The organism is Micromonospora globbae (assembly GCF_036184225.1).
Lineage (GTDB): Bacteria > Actinomycetota > Actinomycetes > Mycobacteriales > Micromonosporaceae > Micromonospora > Micromonospora globbae.
On record NZ_CP108084.1, the window covers coordinates 6,158,121 to 6,176,110 of the forward strand.

General features: G+C 69.1%; 17 protein-coding genes. 6 read left to right on the forward strand and 11 right to left on the reverse strand.

All coding sequences use genetic code 11. The annotated features are described in order from the left end of the window. The first annotated feature begins 127 nt into the window (after positions 1 to 127). Positions 128 to 1,627, forward strand: a complete 1,500-nt coding sequence (locus tag OG994_RS28140) for an amino acid permease (RefSeq protein ID WP_328851508.1) — start codon at positions 128 to 130, stop codon at positions 1,625 to 1,627. Positions 1,628 to 1,750: 123 nt separating this feature from the next. Here the strand turns inward: OG994_RS28140 and OG994_RS28145 are convergent, their stop codons facing one another. Genes OG994_RS28145 through arfA form a run of 5 tightly spaced genes read right to left on the reverse strand, consistent with a single transcriptional unit; the run spans position 1,751 to position 7,539 of the window. Next, complete coding sequence (locus tag OG994_RS28145) at positions 1,751 to 2,788, reverse strand: glycoside hydrolase family 43 protein (RefSeq protein WP_328851509.1); 1,038 nt, start codon at positions 2,786 to 2,788, stop codon at positions 1,751 to 1,753. Beyond that, positions 2,785 to 3,675: a carbohydrate ABC transporter permease gene (locus OG994_RS28150; RefSeq protein WP_240033021.1), complete on the reverse strand. Its 891-nt coding sequence runs from the start codon at positions 3,673 to 3,675 to the stop codon at positions 2,785 to 2,787. The genes OG994_RS28145 and OG994_RS28150 overlap by 4 nt, the downstream gene beginning before the upstream one ends. Positions 3,676 to 3,684: 9 nt before the next feature. Further along, a complete protein-coding gene (locus OG994_RS28155; protein ID WP_120329717.1) occupies positions 3,685 to 4,650 on the reverse strand; it encodes a carbohydrate ABC transporter permease in 966 nt (321 codons plus the stop codon). A 6-nt stretch (positions 4,651 to 4,656) separates the two neighbouring features. Next, a complete protein-coding gene (locus OG994_RS28160; protein ID WP_120329718.1) occupies positions 4,657 to 5,988 on the reverse strand; it encodes an ABC transporter substrate-binding protein in 1,332 nt (443 codons plus the stop codon). A 39-nt stretch (positions 5,989 to 6,027) separates the two neighbouring features. After that, the gene (gene arfA, locus OG994_RS28165; RefSeq protein ID WP_328851510.1) at positions 6,028 to 7,539 is read right to left on the reverse strand and encodes an arabinosylfuranosidase ArfA; all 1,512 of its coding nucleotides are present in this window, start codon (positions 7,537 to 7,539) and stop codon (positions 6,028 to 6,030) included. A 143-nt stretch (positions 7,540 to 7,682) separates the two neighbouring features. Between arfA and OG994_RS28170 the strand changes: the two genes are divergently transcribed. Beyond that, the gene (locus tag OG994_RS28170) at positions 7,683 to 8,690 is read left to right on the forward strand and encodes a LacI family DNA-binding transcriptional regulator (protein ID WP_328851511.1); all 1,008 of its coding nucleotides are present in this window, start codon (positions 7,683 to 7,685) and stop codon (positions 8,688 to 8,690) included. Between the two features lie 170 nt (positions 8,691 to 8,860). On the opposite strand, the gene OG994_RS28175 is transcribed toward OG994_RS28170, so the two are convergent. The 3 genes from OG994_RS28175 to OG994_RS28185 form a co-directional block, all read right to left on the reverse strand. Next, the gene (locus OG994_RS28175) at positions 8,861 to 9,586 is read right to left on the reverse strand and encodes a class I SAM-dependent methyltransferase (RefSeq protein WP_120329721.1); all 726 of its coding nucleotides are present in this window, start codon (positions 9,584 to 9,586) and stop codon (positions 8,861 to 8,863) included. Positions 9,587 to 9,812: 226 nt separating this feature from the next. Continuing rightward, on the reverse strand, positions 9,813 to 10,124 hold the full coding sequence (locus tag OG994_RS28180) for a hypothetical protein (protein ID WP_120329722.1): 312 nt from the start codon (positions 10,122 to 10,124) through the stop codon (positions 9,813 to 9,815). 38 nt (positions 10,125 to 10,162) lie between these two features. Then, positions 10,163 to 11,800, reverse strand: coding sequence for an ABC-F family ATP-binding cassette domain-containing protein (locus OG994_RS28185; protein WP_328851512.1), 1,638 nt, complete (start codon positions 11,798 to 11,800; stop codon positions 10,163 to 10,165). 63 nt (positions 11,801 to 11,863) lie between these two features. On the opposite strand from OG994_RS28185, the gene OG994_RS28190 reads away from it, so the two are divergent. From OG994_RS28190 to OG994_RS28205, 4 genes are all read left to right on the forward strand, one after another. Continuing rightward, positions 11,864 to 12,625: an ROK family protein gene (locus OG994_RS28190; protein ID WP_120329724.1), complete on the forward strand. Its 762-nt coding sequence runs from the start codon at positions 11,864 to 11,866 to the stop codon at positions 12,623 to 12,625. Positions 12,626 to 12,787: 162 nt separating this feature from the next. Next, entirely contained in the window at positions 12,788 to 13,156 is a 369-nt protein-coding gene (locus OG994_RS28195; protein WP_120329725.1) for a tetratricopeptide repeat protein, read from the forward strand. A 92-nt stretch (positions 13,157 to 13,248) separates the two neighbouring features. Further along, the gene (locus OG994_RS28200) at positions 13,249 to 13,503 is read left to right on the forward strand and encodes a Smr/MutS family protein (RefSeq protein ID WP_013736060.1); all 255 of its coding nucleotides are present in this window, start codon (positions 13,249 to 13,251) and stop codon (positions 13,501 to 13,503) included. A gap of 520 nt (positions 13,504 to 14,023) precedes the next feature. Next, complete coding sequence (locus tag OG994_RS28205) at positions 14,024 to 14,779, forward strand: DUF5131 family protein (protein ID WP_328851513.1); 756 nt, start codon at positions 14,024 to 14,026, stop codon at positions 14,777 to 14,779. Here OG994_RS28205 and tcmP read toward each other — a convergent pair. The 3 genes from tcmP to OG994_RS28220 all read right to left on the reverse strand — a co-directional run bounded on the left by tcmP (position 14,763) and on the right by OG994_RS28220 (position 17,920). Continuing rightward, on the reverse strand, positions 14,763 to 15,890 hold the full coding sequence (gene tcmP, locus OG994_RS28210) for a three-Cys-motif partner protein TcmP (protein WP_328851514.1): 1,128 nt from the start codon (positions 15,888 to 15,890) through the stop codon (positions 14,763 to 14,765). The two genes, OG994_RS28205 and tcmP, sit on opposite strands and share 17 nt — an antisense overlap. Before the next feature lie 377 nt (positions 15,891 to 16,267). Next, entirely contained in the window at positions 16,268 to 16,576 is a 309-nt protein-coding gene (locus OG994_RS28215) for a S1 domain-containing protein (RefSeq protein ID WP_328851515.1), read from the reverse strand. Between the two features lie 372 nt (positions 16,577 to 16,948). Then, entirely contained in the window at positions 16,949 to 17,920 is a 972-nt protein-coding gene (locus OG994_RS28220) for a GTP pyrophosphokinase (RefSeq protein ID WP_328851516.1), read from the reverse strand. Positions 17,921 to 17,990 lie beyond the last annotated feature (70 nt).

A 17,990-nucleotide genomic window follows, 5' to 3' on the forward strand; every position in this document is an offset into this window, starting at 1 on the left:
GCGGCACGCCCCGTGACCTGCCCCGACAGGCGTGGCGCGCGGTGGTTGGCGGTGACGCGCACGGGGTAGCAACGCCGGTCACCGGCCGCCACGGGGGTGGCCGCACGGTGGGAGGGGTGAGAGCGCGGTGTCCGTGCTGCGTACGAAACCGATCAAGGACGTGCTCGCCCAGGGCGAGGCGGACGGTGCCGACGAGCGGCCCCGGCTGAGGAGACGGCTCGGCGCCCTCGACCTCACGGGTTTCGGCATCGGCATCGTGATCGGCACCGGCATCTTCACGCTGACCGGGATCGAGGCCCGCGACAACGCCGGACCCGGTGTGGTGATCTCCTTCGCCATCGGCGGCGTGGTCGCCCTGCTCGCCGCGCTCTGCTACGCCGAACTCGCCTCCAGCGTCCCGACGGCCGGCAGCGCCTACACCTACGCGTACGCCACCATGGGCGAGATCGTCGCCTGGATCATCGGCTGGGACCTGCTGCTGGAGTTCGCGCTCGGCGCGGCGGTGGTCGCCCGGGGCTGGTCGGGCTACCTGGCCGAACTCTTCAACCTCCCGACCGCCTGGTTCGGTGAGGAGGGCAGCGTCGTCAACCTCGGCGCGATCGCCATCGTGCTGGTCCTCGGCGTGATCGGCATCGTGGGCATCCGGGAGTCCGCCCGGGTGACGAACCTGCTGGTGCTGGTCAAGGTGGCGATCTGCGTGTTCGTGGTGGTCGCCGGGCTCTTCTTCGTCAAGGCCGCCAACCTCACCCCGTTCATCCCGCCGGCCGAGCCGGCCTCCGGGGGCGAGGACGGCATCCGGCAGCCCGTCACCCAGGCCATCTTCGGTCTGGAACCCTCGGTCTTCGGGTTCGTCGGGGTGCTCAGCGCCGCCGCGGTGGTCTTCTTCGCGTACACCGGCTTCGAGGCCGTGGCCAACCTCGGCGAGGAGACCCGCAAGCCGCGGCGCGACCTGCCGTTGGGGCTGCTCGGCACGTTGCTGGTCTCGACCGTGCTCTACATCGGCGTCTCGCTCGTGGTCGTCGGCATGGTGCCGTACACCGAGATCGACCGGGGCGCGCCGATCGCCGCGGCCTTCACGTCGGTCGGCGCCGGGTGGGCCGCGACGCTCGTCTCGATCGCCGCGGTCGCCGGCCTGACCAGCGTGATCCTGGTCGACCTCGTGGCCATGGGCCGGATCGGCTTCGCCATCTCCCGCGACGGGCTGATCCCGCCGTCGATCGCCAAGGTGCATCCGCGCTGGGGCACCCCGTACCGCATCTCCGGGATCATGACGATCGGCGTCGCCCTGCTGGCCGGCCTGCTCCCGCTCTCCGCCCTCGCCGACCTGGTGAGCATCGGCGCGCTGTGCGCGTTCGTGCTCGTGTCGGTCGCCGTGCCGATCCTGCGCCGGACCCGTCCGGACCTGGAGCGGCCCTTCCGGGTGCCGTTCTCGCCGGTGCTGCCGATCGTCTCGGCGCTGGCCTGCCTCTACCTGATGCTCAACCTCTCGGTCGAGACCTGGCTGCGCTTCCTGGCCTGGATGCTGGTCGGCGGGCTGATCTACTTCGGCTACGGCTACCGCCGCAACCGCCTCGCCGTCCGCGAGGCGTCCCGCGCCCCGCAGCCCCGCGAGCCCGTCGGGAGCTGACCCCCGTACCGCACGAGAGAGCGGCTGTCCGGCGCCGGACAGCCGCTCTCTGCGCGCGTGTGGCCGCTCTCTGCGCGCGTGCCGCGCGACGGCCGGGCTTCGCCGCGCGACGCGACGGCCCGGTCAGGGACGCGGCTGGGGCGTGGCCGTCGGACCCTTCACGACGGGCCGGCCGTCGGACCAGACCACCTCGTCGAGCCACGTCTGCCGGCCCGGGTCGACGCTGCCCTCCTGGCCCGGCGGCCAGGCGTGGTAGAGCAGCCACGTCCGGCCGTCCTTCACGACCATCGAGGCGTGCCCCGGGCCGGAGGCGACGTCGTTGGTCCTCAGGATCGGGTTCTCCGGCGCCTTCACGCACGGGCCGGCGGGTGACTCGCAGACCGCGTACCCCTCGGCGTACTCGGCCCTGTCGTACGCGTTCGCGGCGAAGAACAGGTACAGCTTCCCGTCCTGCCGGTGGAGGAACGGCCCCTCGATGAGGGTTCCCTCCCACGGCTCGGTCTGCCTGAGCAGCTTCGTCGGCTCGCCGACCAGGCTCAGCCCGTCCGGCGAGAGACGCTGCGACCAGATCCAGGTGTCCACGCCGATGGCGTTGCCGTCGTTCTTCCACAGCAGCCAGAGCGTGCCGTCGGTGTCCCGGAACGGGCTGGCGTCGATCGCCCCGCCGAGGTCGGCCTGGCAGATCAGCGGCCCGTCCGAGTCGTCCCGGTACGGCCCCTGCGGCGCGGTCGCCACCGCCCGCCCCACGCACTGCCGGCCGGACTCGCGGCCGGCGACGGTGTAGTAGAGCACGAAGCGGTCGGGGGCGAGCTGGATGGCCTCGGGCGCCCAGGTCTTTCCGGCGTCCGCCCAGTCCGGCAGCTCCGGCAGGGCGTCACCGGCCGGCGTCCAGTCGACGAGGTCCGGTGACGTGTGCACCGGGACGTTCCGGCCGCCCGTGTTCGTGTGGAACAGGTACCAGGTGTCGCCGACCCGGATCGCCTGCGGGTCGGGGGCATCGGTCCGGATGACCGGGTTGGTGAACATGCTCGGGTCGCTCCCCGTACTCGTCGGTGTGGCTTCCTCCTCGTCCCCGCAGCCGGCGACGAGCGCGCCGGCGGCGAGCAGCGCGGCGGAGAGGACCGCCGCCGCGCCGCGTCGCCGGACGGTACCGGCCGTCATCCCTTCAGGCCGCTGCGGGAGACGCCCTGGATGATGTGCCGCTGGGCGAGCACGAAGAGGATCAGCACCGGCACGCTGGCCAGCACCGCCCCCGCCATGATCACCGGATAGTCGGTCACGTAGGAGCCCTGGAGCAGGCCGAGGCCCGGCGGCAGGGTCAGCTGCTCCGGGCTGAACAGCACGAAGATCGGCCAGAGGAAGTCGTTCCAGTTGGTGAGGAACGACAGCACCGCCAGCGTGGCCAGTGCGGGCTTCGACAGCGGCAGCACCACCCGGTAGAAGATCTGCCACTGGTTCGCCCCGTCCAGCACCGCGGCCTCCTCCAGCTCCCGGGGCAGGGAGAGGAAGAACTGCCGCAGGAAGAACACGCCGAACGCGCTGGCCGCGCCGGGCACCACCACCACGGTGAGGGTGTCGATCCAGTTCAGCGTGTCGACGATCAGGAAGTTCGGGATGATCAGCGAGGTCGGCGGGATGAAGAGCGTCCCGACGATGAGCGCGAAGCTCACCCCACGGCCGCGGAACCGCATCCGGGCCAGGGCGTACGCGGCCATCGACGCGGTCACCAGCACCAGCAGCGAGTGCAGGGTGGCCGCCAGCATGCTGTTGAGGAACCAGCGCAGCACGGGGTTGGCCGAGTTGTCGAGGATCTGCTCGTAGCCGTAACCCGAGATCGGGTCGGGCAGCCAGGTCGGTGGGATCCGCTGGGCGCCGTCGTAGGTCTTCAGCGAGGTGATGACCATCCACACCAGCGGGGTCAGGAAGACCAGGGTGAGGGCCACCAGGATGGCGTAGAGCACGGTGCGCCGCAGCGCCGTGCCCGGGCGGCCGTCGCGCGTGGGAGCGGTCGCCGGGACGTGCGGGGTACGCGTGGGCGTCGTCGTCATGGCGGTCCCTCAGTCTTCCCGGTAGCGGAAGAGGCGGAAGTTGGCGAGGCTCACGACGGCCAGCATCAGCGCGAACACGATGCTCATCGCGGCCGCCCGGCCGGCGTTGTTGTTGCGCAGCCCCTCCTCGACGACGAACCAGACCACCGTGCGGGTCTCCGTGCCCGGAGCGCCCTGGGTGATCAGGAACGACTGGCCGAACACGTTCGCCGAGGCGAGGATCGTCGTGGTGAGGACGAAGAGCAGCACCGGGCGCAGCCCGGGGAGCGTGACGTGGCGGAACCGTTCCCAGGCGCTCGCGCCGTCCACCTTCGCCGCCTCGTACAGCTCCTGCGGGATGTCCTGGAGGCCGGCCAGGTAGATCACCGCGTTGAAGCCGGAGGTCCACCACACCGTCACGCCGACCAGCGAGATCCACGCCCACGGCACGTCCGTCACCCACGGGGTGTCCGAGGGCAGGCCGACCACGCCGAGCAGGCGGTTGACCAGGCCCAGGTTCGCGTCGAGCAGGAAGCGCCAGAGCAGGCCGATGACCGCGACACCCAGGACGTACGGCGCGAAGTAGACCGCGCGGAAGAACGTCCGGCCGGGGAACGAGCGGTTCAGCAGCAGCGCCAGCCCGAGCGGGATCACCACGAGCAGCGGCACCGAGAGGACCGTGAAGATCGCCGTGGCGCGGACGCTCTGCCACCAGTCGCCGTAGACGGCCGAGTCGCTGGAGAACAGCTCCTTGTAGTTGTCCAGGCCGACGAACGGACGGTTCGGCAGCTGGAAGTCCCACTGGTGCAGGCTCAGCCAGATCCCGAGCAGGATCGGCAGCAGGCCGAACACCGTGAACAGGACCAGGTACGGGGCGAGGAAGAGGTACGGGGTCGCCCGACCCGCCCGGCCCGCCGAGGCGCCGCGGCGGGCAGCGCTGGCCGCCGGGGGCGGCGCGTCACCGCGCGCCGCCCCGACCTCGATCACGTCCGCCACGGGGGATCAGCTCCCGTACTTCTTGCGGTTGTCCTCGAGCTGCTTGTTGGCCTTGGCCACCCCGTCGTCGAGCGCCTGCTTGGGCGACTTCTTGCCCAGCGCGGCCTCGTTGAACGCGTTGTAGAAGGTGGTCATGACCTCGCCCAGGCCGGGCGCGGCCGGCGGGAAGGCCGCGTACTCCAGCTCGGGGGCGAGCGCGTTCACCTCGGTGAGCGCCTTGAACTCGGCGCTGTCCCGGACGGTCTTGCGGGCCGGCACCTGGCCGCCCTTGGCCCAGTCGAGTGAGTGCTGGCTGAGCCAGTTGATGAAGACCTTGGACGCGGAGACCTTGTTGGCGTTCTGGGACCGCTGCTTGACGATCGTGAAGTTGTGCGAGTTGGCCCAGGCCGCCTGGGTGCTGCCGATCTGCGGCAGGGGCGCCACGCCCCACTGGATGTCGGCGCTCTTCTTCAGGTCGTTGACCTGCCAGATGCCGTTCCAGTTGAAGGCGTTCTTGCCGCTCTTGAACGCCAGGTAGTCGGCGTCCTGGCCGACGTTGGCCGGCGAGAAGCCCTGCTTGATCATGTCGACGAGCCAGGTGCACGCCTCGACGGCCTGGTCGGAGTTGAACGTGGCCTTGTTGACCTCGGCGTCGAAGAGGCTGCCGCCGAACTGGTAGACCAGCGAGTAGAACGTCATGCCGCCGGTGAACTGGAACGGGCTCACCCAGAAGCCCTGCACACCGGACTTCTTCAGCTCGGTGAGCGCGGCCATGTACTCGTCGCGGGTCGTCGGCGGCTTGTTCGGGTCCAGGCCCGCCTTCTCCATGACCGCCTTGTTGTAGTAGAAGCCCAGCGGGTGCATGTCCAGCGGGATGCCGTACCGCTTGTCGTTGTAGATGCCGCCCTTCCACACCGTGGGCGCGAAGTCGCCCTCGCTCAGCTCCAGGGCGCTGGCCACGTCGTCCAGCTCGGTGATGACGCCGCGGGCGGCGAACGTGGCGAGCTGGTCCATGTGCATGACGGCGATGTCCGGGCCGTTGCCGCTGGAGGCCGCGCCGGGGAGCTTGTTGTAGTAGTCCTCCCACTGGTACGTGGCCACCGACACCGCGATGTTCTGGTGCTCGGAGTTGAACTGGTTCACGAGCGTCTTGAAGATCTCACCGTCGCCGCCGGTGAACCCGTTCCAGAGCTTCAGGTCCACCTTCGGACCGGTGTAGTCCTTACCGCCGTTGCCGGCCGCCGCCGGGCCGGACGAGTCGTCGCCGCCGCCACAGCCGGCCAGCGTCAGCGTGGCCGCGGCGCCGAGCCCGAGGCCGAGGCCGAGGAGCCGACGCCGGCTCATCTCATTGTGGATCATGCGTATCTCTCCTTGGGGGACGGGATGAAGTGTGCCTGGTCAGAGCCGGTTACCGAAGCGGAGCACGTTCCAGGAGACGGCCGGCAGGCGCACCGAGCACCGGCCGCCGTCGAGGGTGGGGGTGTTCATCTCCCGAGGCGTCACCGTGTCCGGTTCGGCCTCGGTGTTCGTCGCCTCCGGGTCGTCTCCGGCGGCGAGGCTCACGTGGGACAGGGCGGACATACCGGGCAGCCCGCGCAGGTCGAGGTCCAGCGGCAGGTCCTCGCCGCCGCGGTTGACGGCGAACACGGTCAGCTCGCCGGTCTCCTCGTCGTGCACGGCCACGGTGTCCAGCACCGGGACGTCCCCGTACTTCTTCGTCTCGTACCGCGGCGACACCGGCTCGGTCCGCAGGACCGTGCCGCGCGCGTACCGGGCGGTCAGCGCGAACGGGTGGAAGATGGTCTGCCGCCAGGCCGGACCGCCGTTGCGCGTCCGGATCGGGGCGATCACGTTGGCGAGCTGCGCCTGGCAGGCCACCCCGACCCGGTCGGCGTGCCGGAGCAGCGTGATCAGCAGGTCGCCGACCACCACCGCGTCGACCGCCGTGAAGTCGTCCTCGATGAGCGCGGGCGCCTCGACCCAGCCGCGCCGGTCCAGGTCCGCCTGGAGGCGGGACTCGTACCAGACGTTCCACTCGTCGAAGGAGATCTTCAGCTTCCGCGTGTGCCGCTGCTTGGCGGCCACGTGGTCGGCGGTGGCGACCACCTCGCTGATGAAGTTGTCCATGTCGACGGCGGAGGCGAGGATGCTGGCCCGGTCGCCGTCGGACGGGTCGTAGTAGGTGTGCGCGGAGATGTAGTCGACGTGCTCGTACGTGTGCTCGAGCACCGTCGCCTCCCAGGAGGCGAACGTCGGCATCCGCCGGTTCGAGCTGCCGCAGGCGACCAGGCTGATCGAGGGGTCGATCATCTTCATGGCGCGGGCGGCCTCGGCGGCGAGCCGGCCGTACTCGTCGGCGGTCTTGTGCCCGACCTGCCACGGGCCGTCCATCTCGTTGCCGAGGCACCAGAGCCGTACGCCGAACGGCTCCTCCGCGCCGTTCTTGCGCCGCAGGTCGGACAGGTGGGTGCCGCCCGGGTGGTTGGCGTACTCCAGCAGGTCCAGCGCCTCCTGGACCCCCCGGGTGCCGAGGTTGACGGCCATCATGGGCTCGACGCCGGCCTCGCCCGCCCAGGTCATGAACTCGTGGAGGCCGAAGGCGTTGGTCTCGATGGTCTTCCAGGCCAGGTCGAGCCGGCGGGGGCGGTCGCCGGCCGGGCCGACGCCGTCCTCCCAGCGGTAGCCGGAGACGAAGTTCCCGCCCGGGTAGCGCACCACGGACACGCCCAGTTCCCGGGTCAGCTCCAGCACGTCGCGCCGGAGCCCGCGGGCGTCGGCATTCGGGTGGCCGGGCTCGTAGATCCCGCCGTAGACGCACCGACCCATGTGCTCGACGAAGGAGCCGAAGAGTCGACGGTCGGCCGGCCCGATCGCGAAAGCGGGGTCGATCGTGAGCTGCGCGGTCCGCACGAATGTCACCTTTCGTCATTTCTGTTACCGGTGACGGGAGTCACCGCCGACCGGTGTCCCTGGTTTGTACAACGTTGTAGTCAACGTTGTAAAGGGTTGGTGAAGAGGTACAGTGCCCCTGGTTACCGCGGGGAGGTTGGGGAGTGCGGCACAGGCTCAAGGACGTTGCTGAACGGGCCGGTGTGTCGGTCAAGACCGTCTCCAACGTGGTCAACGGGTACGCGCACGTCCGGCCGGACACCCGGGCCCGGGTCGAGGAGGCGATCGCCGCCCTCAACTACCGACCCAACCTCTCCGCCCGCAACCTCCGCAAGGGGCGTACGGGGGTGATCGCTCTCGCCGTGCCGGAACTCGACATCCCGTACTTCGCCGAACTGGCCCGGCACGTCGTCACCGCCGCCGCCGAACTCGGCTGGACGGTGCTCATCGACCAGACCGGCGGCGCCCGGGAGCAGGAACGGGTCGTCGCCTCCGGCATCACCGACCACCTCATCGACGGCCTGATCTTCAGCCCGCTGGCGCTCACCGCCGACGACCTGGTCAACCTCGACGGCACGCCCATGGTGCTGCTCGGCGAACGCGTCGACCACGGCCCCGCCGACCACGTCGTCATCGACAACGTGGCCGCCGCCCGCGAGATCACCACCCACCTGATCGGCCTCGGCCGGCGCCGCGTCGCCGCCATCGGTTCGCAGCGCACCCCCGAGGGCGCCAGCGCCCGCCTTCGGCTGGACGGCTACCGGGCCGCGCTGGAGCAGGCCGGCCTCGGCTACGACGAGGCCCTCGTGGCGCCCGCGCCGGTCTGGCACCGCGCGGACGGCGCGGTCGCCATGCGCCACCTGCTCGACTCGGGCGTACGCCCCGACGCGGTCTTCTGCTTCAACGACACCCTTGCGCTCGGGGCGCTGCGGGCGCTGTACGAGGCGGGCCTGCGGGTGCCCGAGGACGTGGCCGTCGCCGGCTTCGACGGGATCGAGGACGGCCGCTTCTCGGTGCCGACCCTCACGACGATCGCGCCCGACAAGGAACGCATCGCCCGGCTCGCCGTCGAACTGCTGGCGAACCGGATCGACGGCGACCGTTCGGCACCGGCCCGCGAACTGTCCGCCCCCTACCGACTGGAACCCCGCGAAAGCACCCTGGGCCGCTGACCCGGCTTCCGCCGGCCCGGCCCGGCCCGGCCCCTCCCCGTTGATCATGAGGTTAGCGGGCTTTTCGATCTCCAACGACCCCGCCAACCTCATGATCACCGGGCTCGGGGGAGCCGGGGGGCGGTGGGTGGGTCGGGGTCGGTTGGGATGGGTCGGGGTGGTCGGGGTGGTCAGTCGAAGAAGCGGGCCAGGTGGCTGGGCGGGGGCGGGTCGGCGTCGGGCGGGACCGGGGTGAGGTCCGCGAAGATCGAGGCGCCGTCGCAGCCGGCGTGCAGCGGGTACCAGCGCGGCGTCCCCGGCGGTCGCTGCAGGCAGACCCCCTTGATCGTCTGTACGTCGAGCAGCCGTACGTGCGTCGGGTCGGCCACCGCGTTCACGTGCCCCCACCAGGGGCTCATCACGTGCAGCACGCCGCCCGGCCGCAGCACGCGGTGGCACTCGTCGAGCAGCGGCAGGAAGTCGATCAGGTGCTCGAGGATGTGCACCGCGAAGAAGACGTCCACGGAGTCGTCGGCCAGCGGCAGCGAGCCGGACAGGTCGGCCACGGCGTCCACCCCCGGGGCCGGGAAGATGTCCAGTCCCAGGTTGCCGGGCCACTGCTTGGTGGCCCCGCAGCCCAGGTCCACCACGACCGGGTCACGGCCGCCGACCCGTACGCGGCACCAGACGCCGAACACCCCGGCCAGCCGGCCGATCCGGTCCCGGACCAGCCGCAGCTCCTCCGGGTCGGCGACCTCGCCGGTCACGTGGCCGACGCCCCGGTCGAAGCGCACCTCGACGGCGAGCCCGCGCAGCCGGTCGTCGTGCGCCTTCTGGTCCGCCCACGCCTCGGCGAGGAAGCCGTCGAGCGCCCGCAGCCGCTCGGCCGACGGCGGGGTCTGTGCCAACGCGACCATCGTCACCTCCGGCCGCCCGTTACCCGCATCCCCGTCCGATATGCCTGGGCCGCGCCTGTGCCGCGCCTGTGCCGCCATGCGCGGGCCGGGTCGACCGCGGTTGATCATGAAGTTGTCGTCGCGACACGCCGTGCAGGTTGGCAATAACTCCATGATCGACGGGGCGACGGGAGGCGACGGGAGGCGGCCCGGGCGACAGGAGGCGACGCGGGCGACGGGAGGCGCGTCAGCCGGTGATCGTGCGGCGGGGGCGGGTCCGCATGCGTTGGCGGGGTGGGGGAGCCGCGGGCTTCGGTCGCTTGAGGTGGTAGCGGTGCAGCTCGTTGTTGCCCGGCAGGGACGGGTCCTCGCTCATCGCGACCAGTTCCCAGCCCTGGTCACCCGCCCGGTTGAGGTGGGCCAGCGCCGTGTCCCCGTACGCGGTGACGTCGACCATGGAGCCGTCCGGGCCGTACCAGACGAACACGACCTCCCAGCCGAGGTCGTTCGTGGCGGCCTGGCGTCGCCGGACCAGCAGCGCGTACTCCCACTTGAGCATGCGGTCATTCTCACCCGGCGCCGTCGTGCCGGCACGGATCAATCCTCGGCGATCCGCCCCGCGTCCACCCGCAGGCGCCGGTTCGTGGCCACCGCGTCGAGCATCCGCCGGTCGTGGGTCACCAGCAGCAGCGTTCCCGGGTAGCTCGCGAGCGCCGACTCCAGCTGCTCGATGGCCGGCAGGTCCAGGTGGTTCGTCGGCTCGTCGAGCACCAGCAGGTTCACGCCGCGCCCCTGCAACAGGGCCAGCGCCGCGCGCGTCCGCTCGCCGGGGGAGAGGGTGGCGGCCGGCCGCAGCACGTGCCCGGCGCGGAGCCCGAACTTGGCCAGCAGGGTCCGCGCGTCCGCCGGCGACATGTCGGGCACGGCGGCCCGGAACGCGTCGATGAGCGGCGCGTCGCCGAGGAAGAGCCCCCGCGCCTGGTCGACCTCGCCGACGACCACCCCGGGGCCCAGGGTGGCGTGGCCGGCGTCCAGCGGCAGCCGGCCGAGGAGGGCGGCCAGCAGGGTGGACTTGCCGGAGCCGTTGGCGCCGGTGACGGCCACCCGGTCGGCCCAGTCGATCTGCAGGTTCACGGGCCCGAGCGTGAAGCTGCCCCGGCGTACGACGGCGTCGCGGAGCGCGGCCACGACGGCGCCGGCGCGGGGCGCGGCCGCGATCTCCATGCGCAGCTCCCACTCCTTGCGGGGCTCCTCGACCACCTCCAGCCGCTCGATGAGCCGTTCGGTCTGCCGGGCCTTCGCCGCCTGCTTCTCGGTGGCCTCCGCCCGGAACTTCCGGCCGATCTTGTCGTTGTCGGTGGCCTTGCGCCGGGCATTGCGGACGCCCTTCTCCATCCAGGCCCGCTGCGCTCGCGCACGGGCCTCCAGCGTGGCGCGCGTCTCGGCGTACTCCTCGTAGTCGGCGCGGGCGTGGCGGCGCGCGACCTCGCGCTCCTCCAGGTAGGCCGCGTAGCCGCCGCCGAAGTGGTTGACCTGCTGCTGGGGCAGGTCCAGTTCGAGGACCCGGTTCACCGTCCGGGTCAGGAACTCCCGGTCGTGGCTGACCAGCACCGTGCCCGCCCGCAGCCCGGTGACGAACTCCTCCAACCGCTCCAGCCCGGCCAGGTCCAGGTCGTTGGTGGGCTCGTCGAGCAGGAAGACGTCGTACCGGCTGAGCAGCAGCGAGGCCAGCCCGGCCCGGGCGGCCTGGCCGCCGGACAGCCCGGTCATCTCCTGGTCGAGGTCGACCGCGAGCCCCAGCTCCGCGGCGACCTGCTCGGCCCGCTCGTCCAGGTCGGCGCCGCCGAGGGCGAGCCAGCGCTCCAACGCCTCGGCGTACGCGTCGTCGGCCCCTGCCCGGCCCGCGGTGAGCGCCTCGGTGGCGGCGTCGAGGGCGACCTGCGCGGCGGCGACCCCGGTGCGGCGGGCCAGGAAGGCGCGCACCGTCTCGCCGGGGCGCCGCTCCGGCTCCTGCGGCAGGTGCCCGACGCTCGCCGTGGGCGGGTTGAGCGTGACGCTGCCGGCCTCCACGGGCAGCAGGCCGGCGAGCGTACGCAGCAGCGTCGACTTGCCGGCCCCGTTCGCCCCGACCAGCCCGACCACGTCGCCGGGTGCGACCACCAGGTCCAGCCCGGTGAAGAGCGGACGGTCGCCGTGGCCGGCCGCGAGGTCCTTGACGATCAACGTGGCGCTCATGAGGAGGCGAGCCTATCCGCCCCGACGGTGCATTTCGCGCGGAGGAGGAGGCACACTGCTCGGGTGGTGACCACTCTGGCGATCGACTGCGGGGGCGGCGGCATCAAGGCCTCGGTCCTCGACGCGGCGGGCACGATGCGGACGCGGCCGCTGCGGGTGCCCACGCCGTACCCGTTGCCGACCTCGCTCTTCGTCAAGACCCTGCTGGACCTCGGCGCCCAGCTCCCCGCGGCCGACCGCGTGACGGTGGGGATGCCCGGCATGCTCCGGCACGGCGTGGTGGTGGCCACTCCGCACTACGTCACCCGGGCCGGGCCGCGGACGAAGGTCGACCCCGACCTGCTCGCCGAGTGGTCCGGCTGGGACGCGCGGTCCGCGCTCGCGGAGGCGTTCGGCGTGCCGGTGCTGGTCCTCAACGATGCCGAGGTGCACGGGGCGGGCGTCGTGGCCGGCACGGGGCTGGAGCTGGTGCTCACCCTGGGGACCGGGCTGGGCTCGGCCCTCTTCGACGGTGGGGTGCTCGCCCCGCACCTGGAGCTGTCACACGCGCCGGTGCGCTGGGGGATGACCTACGACACGTACATCGGCGAGCCGGAACGGCGGCGGCTCGGCGACGCGTTCTGGTCGCGGCGGGTCCGCGGGGTCGTCGAGGGGCTCCGCCCGGTGTTCCGCTGGGACCGCCTCTACCTGGGCGGGGGCAACTCCCGGCTCATCCGGCCCGAGCAGCTGGCCCGGATGGGTGACGACGTGGTCGTCGTGCCGAACACGGCCGGCATCCTCGGCGGCGTCCGCGCCTGGGACCTCGCCGCCGCCCGCCCCGCCTGAGCCGACCGCCCGCCCCGCCTGAGCCGACCGCCCGCCCCGCCTGAGCCGACCGGCCGCGCCGTCTGGGCCGACCGGCCGCGAGGGGCGCGGGAACAGTCGCGGCCGGGGCGGTGTTGTGTCAGCGTCGGGGCAGGGACGATGCGACACGAGGGGGTGGGTCGAATGGATCTTCTGGCCGAGTACCGGCGGGCGACCATGTTCTTCGAAGCCGGTGACCCGACCGGAGCGGCCCGGCTGCTCGAGCCGATCGTCGAGGCGGAGCCGGGCAACGCGTCGGTGCGGCAGCTGCTGGCCCGGGCGTACTTCCAGTCCGCCCAGCTCAACCGGGCCGAGGAGCAGCTGCGGGAGCTGGTCGACCGGGACCCGAGCGACCACTACGCGCACCACGTGCTGGGCCGGACGCTGGAGCGGATGAACCGGCACACGGACGCGCTGCGGCACCTGCGGATCGCCGCCGCCATGCACAGCGGCAACGACGACTACCGCACGGCGCTGCGCCGGGTGGAGACGCGGGTCAGCGGCGCCCGCTGACGATCAGAAGCGGAAAACGGACGAAGGGCAGCCCTCGGGGCTGCCCTTCGTCGTGTCCGGGCCCGGCGCTCGCGCGCGCCTACGATGAACGGGTGAAGCTCAAGCTCGATCTCCACGACATCTTCAACAAGGGCCACGACATCGACCGTGCGCTCCGCGGGATCATGGACGAGGCCGTGGCGAAGAAGGCCACCCTCGTGGAGATCATCCCCGGCAAGGGCTCCGGCCAGCTGAAGAAGCGCGTGCTGCGCTTCCTCGACCAGAAGGACGTCAAGCAGCTCTACCACCGGGTGGAGAAGGACTCGAAGAACTTCGGCCGCCTCTTCGTGCACTTCCGCTGGAAGTAAGAGCGCCGGGATGCCGACCTCCCATCCGATCCTCGGCACGGCTCGTGACCTGCTGAAATGACTTCCGTCGGCTTCCGGCGTCTTCCGCCGTTACTCGCGCTCGGTTGTGCCGGATCTGTGCCCGGCCCTGGACCACCGATTGCCGGCGTGGCCCTCGCTGACGGCCCGGTCGCACGCCGCGAGCGTTGGCCCGTCGCAGCCTGACGCCTCGCTCAAAGCACCGCAGGGCCGGTTCACCAACTACGGGCAATGCGGCTCCGGCCGGCCTGGTCACCGGGCCGACCACGCCTCGTCACCTGGGCAGACATCGTCACCAGTGGTCGTTGTTGGTCGCTCACGATCGGCCTCCGACGGCCTGGCGACGGCCTGGCCGAGTCAACTTGCGCCCTGCGCCCGTTGGTTGGGAAAGGCATGGGCAACTGCCCCCTGCGTCGGCTGATCGACAAGAAAGATCGTCTGCGCATCTTTCAATCCGTACGCATGTTCGACATTATTGACATAGCCTACCCAGGGAGTGGTCATGGCAGATAAGAGCGCCATCGAGTGGACCGAAGCGACCTGGAACCCCACGACAGGCTGCGACCGGATCTCCGCGGGCTGCGACAACTGCTATGCCCTGAGCCTGGCGAAGCGCCTGAAGGCGATGGGGTCTGCGAAGTATCAGAACGACGGCGACCCACGTACCTCTGGACCTGGCTTTGGTGTCACGCTCCACGAAGACGCGCTGACTATCCCTACACGTTGGCGGGAACCGCGAACGGTGTTCGTCAACTCCATGAGCGACCTGTTCCATGCTCGCGTGCCGATCGACTACGTGCGCCGGGTGTTTCAGGTCATGGCTGACACCCCACGCCACACCTACCAGGTGCTCACGAAGCGGGCATCACGGTTGGCGCGGATCGCGGACCAGCTCGACTGGCCGCCGAACGTGTGGGTGGGCGTCAGTGTGGAGACGGAGCAGGAGCTGCCAAGAGTGGATCACCTCCGCAATGTCCCAGCAGCGGTCCGATTCATCTCCGCAGAACCACTGCTTGGCCCCCTGGACGGCATCGATCTCACCGACATCCATTGGCTGATTGCTGGCGGCGAGTCTGGGCAGGGCGCCCGTCCTGTAGACCCCGCTTGGGTCCGCGGCCTACGGGACGAGTGCGTCAAGGCAGGGACGGCCTTCTTCTTTAAGCAGTGGGGCGGGAGGACGCCGAAGGCGGGTGGCCGGCTGCTGGACGGCCAGACGTGGGACGAGATGCCGTCGAGGGAACTTACGCCGGCTCGATGAGTGTCTGGAGCAGCTTGTTCTTGCCCTTAGGGCTGGTCTTGGTGGCTTCAGGGTAGAGCCGGGTCCATGCCTTGCGTAGGTGGGTTTGGCGGGCCTGCCCGGCGGCCTCACCGTAGACCTCTTCGTACCGCTTGCTGATCACAAAGGGTTTACCCTGGGCTAGCAGTCGACGTAGGTTCGCCTCAATCTCGTTGATCCAGCCATCCTCTAGCGCCCGTTCACTCGCCAGGAAGCTCGCCTCGTCCGCGAACAGGGTGTCGACGTTCTCGATGTCGTACACGGCCTTGCGCCACTGGCCGAGGCCAAGAGACAGTGCTTCGGCGAACTCGCTGAATCCGTCGCGGTGGCGAGTCAGGAAGACGAGGTAGTAGAGGGGCTTGTGGTGAGCCCGGTTGCGGACCGGGGTTACCCACCAGCTGCATCGTTGATTGGCAGCTAGCCGGCGCGTGTACTCGACGACCACAGTCATCTCGGCGTGCTCCTTGTCGGCTCCGTGATCGAGCCAGACCTTCTGCCACCAGTCCCCGCCGCATGCAGCGTCCATCCGAGCGAGGGTCGCTGGCTTTCCGGGGTTTTCTTTGGTGCTCGTGAGAAGCCCGGCCACCCGACGTAGGCCAACGGCGCTGAAGTTGATCAACAGCTCGGTGGCCGGTGGGTGCGCTGGCCGCTGCGCGAACACTTGCGCCGTCTTCGCGAACGGAATCATGACCCCGAACGGGTCGAGGTAAACCAGGGCGGGAATGCCCTTCACCAGGGTCAACAGTTCATCGAGGTGATCCTCGATGTTGCCGGAGAAGACCTGCATTCGCAGACCTGCCCCCTCTGTCGCAACCACCTGTCGAAGCTTCGCCAGCGACTCCGGGTCACTCTCGACGAAGTAGCCCTCCAACTGCCGGTTGATCGCCTGAAGCTCGCGCGCCTTCCGCAGCAAGAGTGCAGGAGACGCCTCGTCTCCGTTGTCGTACCTACCCTCCCCCGCGTACCCGTCGACAACCGCGACCCTGTGATCAGGGGAGTACAGGCCGGTTTTCCCAACGAACGGGCTGATGTACTTGTCGATGATGGCGTGTTTCAAGATCGCCGCCGGCTTTTTGCCTTCGAAGAAACCCACGCGCATCCCCCACTTGGCTCCCCTGCCCACTAGTTCACCTATAGTGAGCGGTCGATGTCATGGGGTTATTATGATCCACTGGCGTAGATCCGAGGTACCTTCCAGCGGGCCGACCTTCTGTCAGGTGGACGACAGCACGCTCGTGGCGCTGCCGCCTCCCATGTCAACCGCTCCAACGGGGCTCTGCGAGAACGCGCAGCTACCGGCCGGGCTGGGTGCGTTCAGCGTGGGCTACGCCGTCGCCCGACTGCTTCGTCCCGAAAGAATGATCAGCCGCCGATCAGCTGGGCGCATAGCTGGTTTGAGTTGCCGGAACAGTCCAGCATCGTCCGTGGGCGTCCAGCGTCGGTCGCCTCGGTCGTCACCCAGTTGGTCACTCAGCCGCTGACTTCGGCGTCGGCTGGCCGTAGTCTCACCTGCCAGTTGTGAGCGGCATGGCCGACGACGACCGCATTGAGGTAGACGCCAACAGATGGAAGCGCGCTGCCGCGCGGCAACGTGGTTATCTCCACCAAGCCCAGCGCATCCGGCTGACCATCGATCTCGACGAAGACGCCGAACGGCATCGTAGCCAGCACACTCGCCCGGACTCGTTCACCGACAGGCAGTACCGCCGTGGTCTCTGGCCACGAGCGCTTTGCTCGCTCAGCTCTGCCGTCGAGCAAGCTCCAGGCATCGGGGCTCATGGTTACTCATCCTCGCACGGTCGGTTTGGAAGGTGCCTTGCATCGCTCTGAAGAACGGTTTGGCCGACGTGCTGACCAGCCATCTCGGGAGTCGGGGCGTGCCTAGCCGTCCATGTTGCTGCCGTCCAACGTCTGCTGTTGGCCGGTGTTGACCTCTGGGTCGGGCACGGGCCGGGCACGTTGCGCGCCCCGCTGACGGCGTCGCTGGAACCCTTGCAACCGTCCGTGCCTGATCGGCCGGACGGCCTCTTCGGGCCAAGTTCTGGCCGTTGGCGTCCCACCGGGCGTCACTCGGTTAGTCACCCAGGTCGCTGCTGCTGCCATGGTGTCGTCCGGAAGAGCCGTAGTCGTTACTTGGACAACGGCCAGAAATTACTGATCGTGCTTATCGCGCCCCACCCGCTCCGACTGAATTCTTCGTCTATTTTCTGAGTATTCCGGGTAGAGCTGACGGATGCCGACATTAACCATTCCGACGGCCGTCAGTCGATAATTTTTATTTCGTTCGGACCTGTCCTTCTCGAAGGCAAGCGAGATTGGTTCCGCCTCCCTCATCGCAGCATCAAGTGATCCGATAGTTTTAAAGCCCGTCAACGCGAGGGCTTCAACAAATTCTGACATCACCATCTTCGTGGTGCTGTTTCTGTCTGGATACCGGGCTCGCAGGTATGCCGTGAGAGTTTCCACATTCAAATCAACATCGTCTAGATTTTCGTTAGCAACGTCTCTAATTGCGTCACGCTCAGCGTCGGCAGCCTCGCGCACGAATAGCTCGAAATGTTGATCAGCTACATAGAATAGGCCGCTCAAAGCGTGGAAATCCCGGCGCAATTGACGGGGGATGCTTGCTTCACCTTTGTAGTCTAGGTGGTGCGAGACATTCGCCCACGCATCCATTACAATCGTTCGAACCTGCACCTCGAATTGCAGGTCCTTAATCGAGTTGTACCGTGGCCCGGAGTTCGCATCACCCAGCTGGCAAATATAATGGATGGACATATATCCGAACGAAGCGACGTCCTCGTTTTCTATTTTGTTCTCTTCTGAGGTTACTTCAAAGACGTCCCGGAGGGCGTCGCCAATCTTTCGAAGATCCGAAAGGAAGAGGCAGACGATTCTAATCCCGACGATATCAGGAACGTCATTAAACGCGTCAGCGTATTCTTTGCGTTCGACCTTCTCAATAAAGCTATCTAGCGTCTTGACGCGGGACTGAATGGCATGCACCTTGATATGCCTATTTCTAAGTGCAGCCTCGACCGAGAATCGGACCTCTTCTTCAAGCCTTTTGAACGTCGGCAACCTATCGCGATACTGGTCCCGAAGTTCCGAACCCATAGTCATCCGATTCCCTCACTCGACCAGACGAATCGAAGTATCTTAGCGTGCCTACGATCCATCCCGTGTGCCGTCG

Excerpts from the sequence above, each read along its gene's own strand:
- OG994_RS28175 (WP_120329721.1), bottom strand. The coding sequence starts at position 9,586 with ATGGTCGCGTTGGCACAGACCCCGCCGTCGGCCGAGCGGCTGCGGGCG.
- OG994_RS28215 (WP_328851515.1), bottom strand. The coding sequence starts at position 16,576 with ATGAGCCCCGATGCCTGGAGCTTGCTCGACGGCAGAGCTGAGCGAGCA.
- OG994_RS28195 (WP_120329725.1), top strand. The coding sequence starts at position 12,788 with ATGGATCTTCTGGCCGAGTACCGGCGGGCGACCATGTTCTTCGAAGCC.
- OG994_RS28160 (WP_120329718.1), bottom strand. The coding sequence starts at position 5,988 with ATGATCCACAATGAGATGAGCCGGCGTCGGCTCCTCGGCCTCGGCCTC.
- OG994_RS28145 (WP_328851509.1), bottom strand. The coding sequence starts at position 2,788 with ATGACGGCCGGTACCGTCCGGCGACGCGGCGCGGCGGCGGTCCTCTCC.
- OG994_RS28185 (WP_328851512.1), bottom strand. The coding sequence starts at position 11,800 with ATGAGCGCCACGTTGATCGTCAAGGACCTCGCGGCCGGCCACGGCGAC.
- OG994_RS28220 (WP_328851516.1), bottom strand. The coding sequence starts at position 17,920 with ATGACTATGGGTTCGGAACTTCGGGACCAGTATCGCGATAGGTTGCCG.
- OG994_RS28205 (WP_328851513.1), top strand. The coding sequence starts at position 14,024 with ATGGCAGATAAGAGCGCCATCGAGTGGACCGAAGCGACCTGGAACCCC.
- OG994_RS28180 (WP_120329722.1), bottom strand. The coding sequence starts at position 10,124 with ATGCTCAAGTGGGAGTACGCGCTGCTGGTCCGGCGACGCCAGGCCGCC.
- OG994_RS28150 (WP_240033021.1), bottom strand. The coding sequence starts at position 3,675 with ATGACGACGACGCCCACGCGTACCCCGCACGTCCCGGCGACCGCTCCC.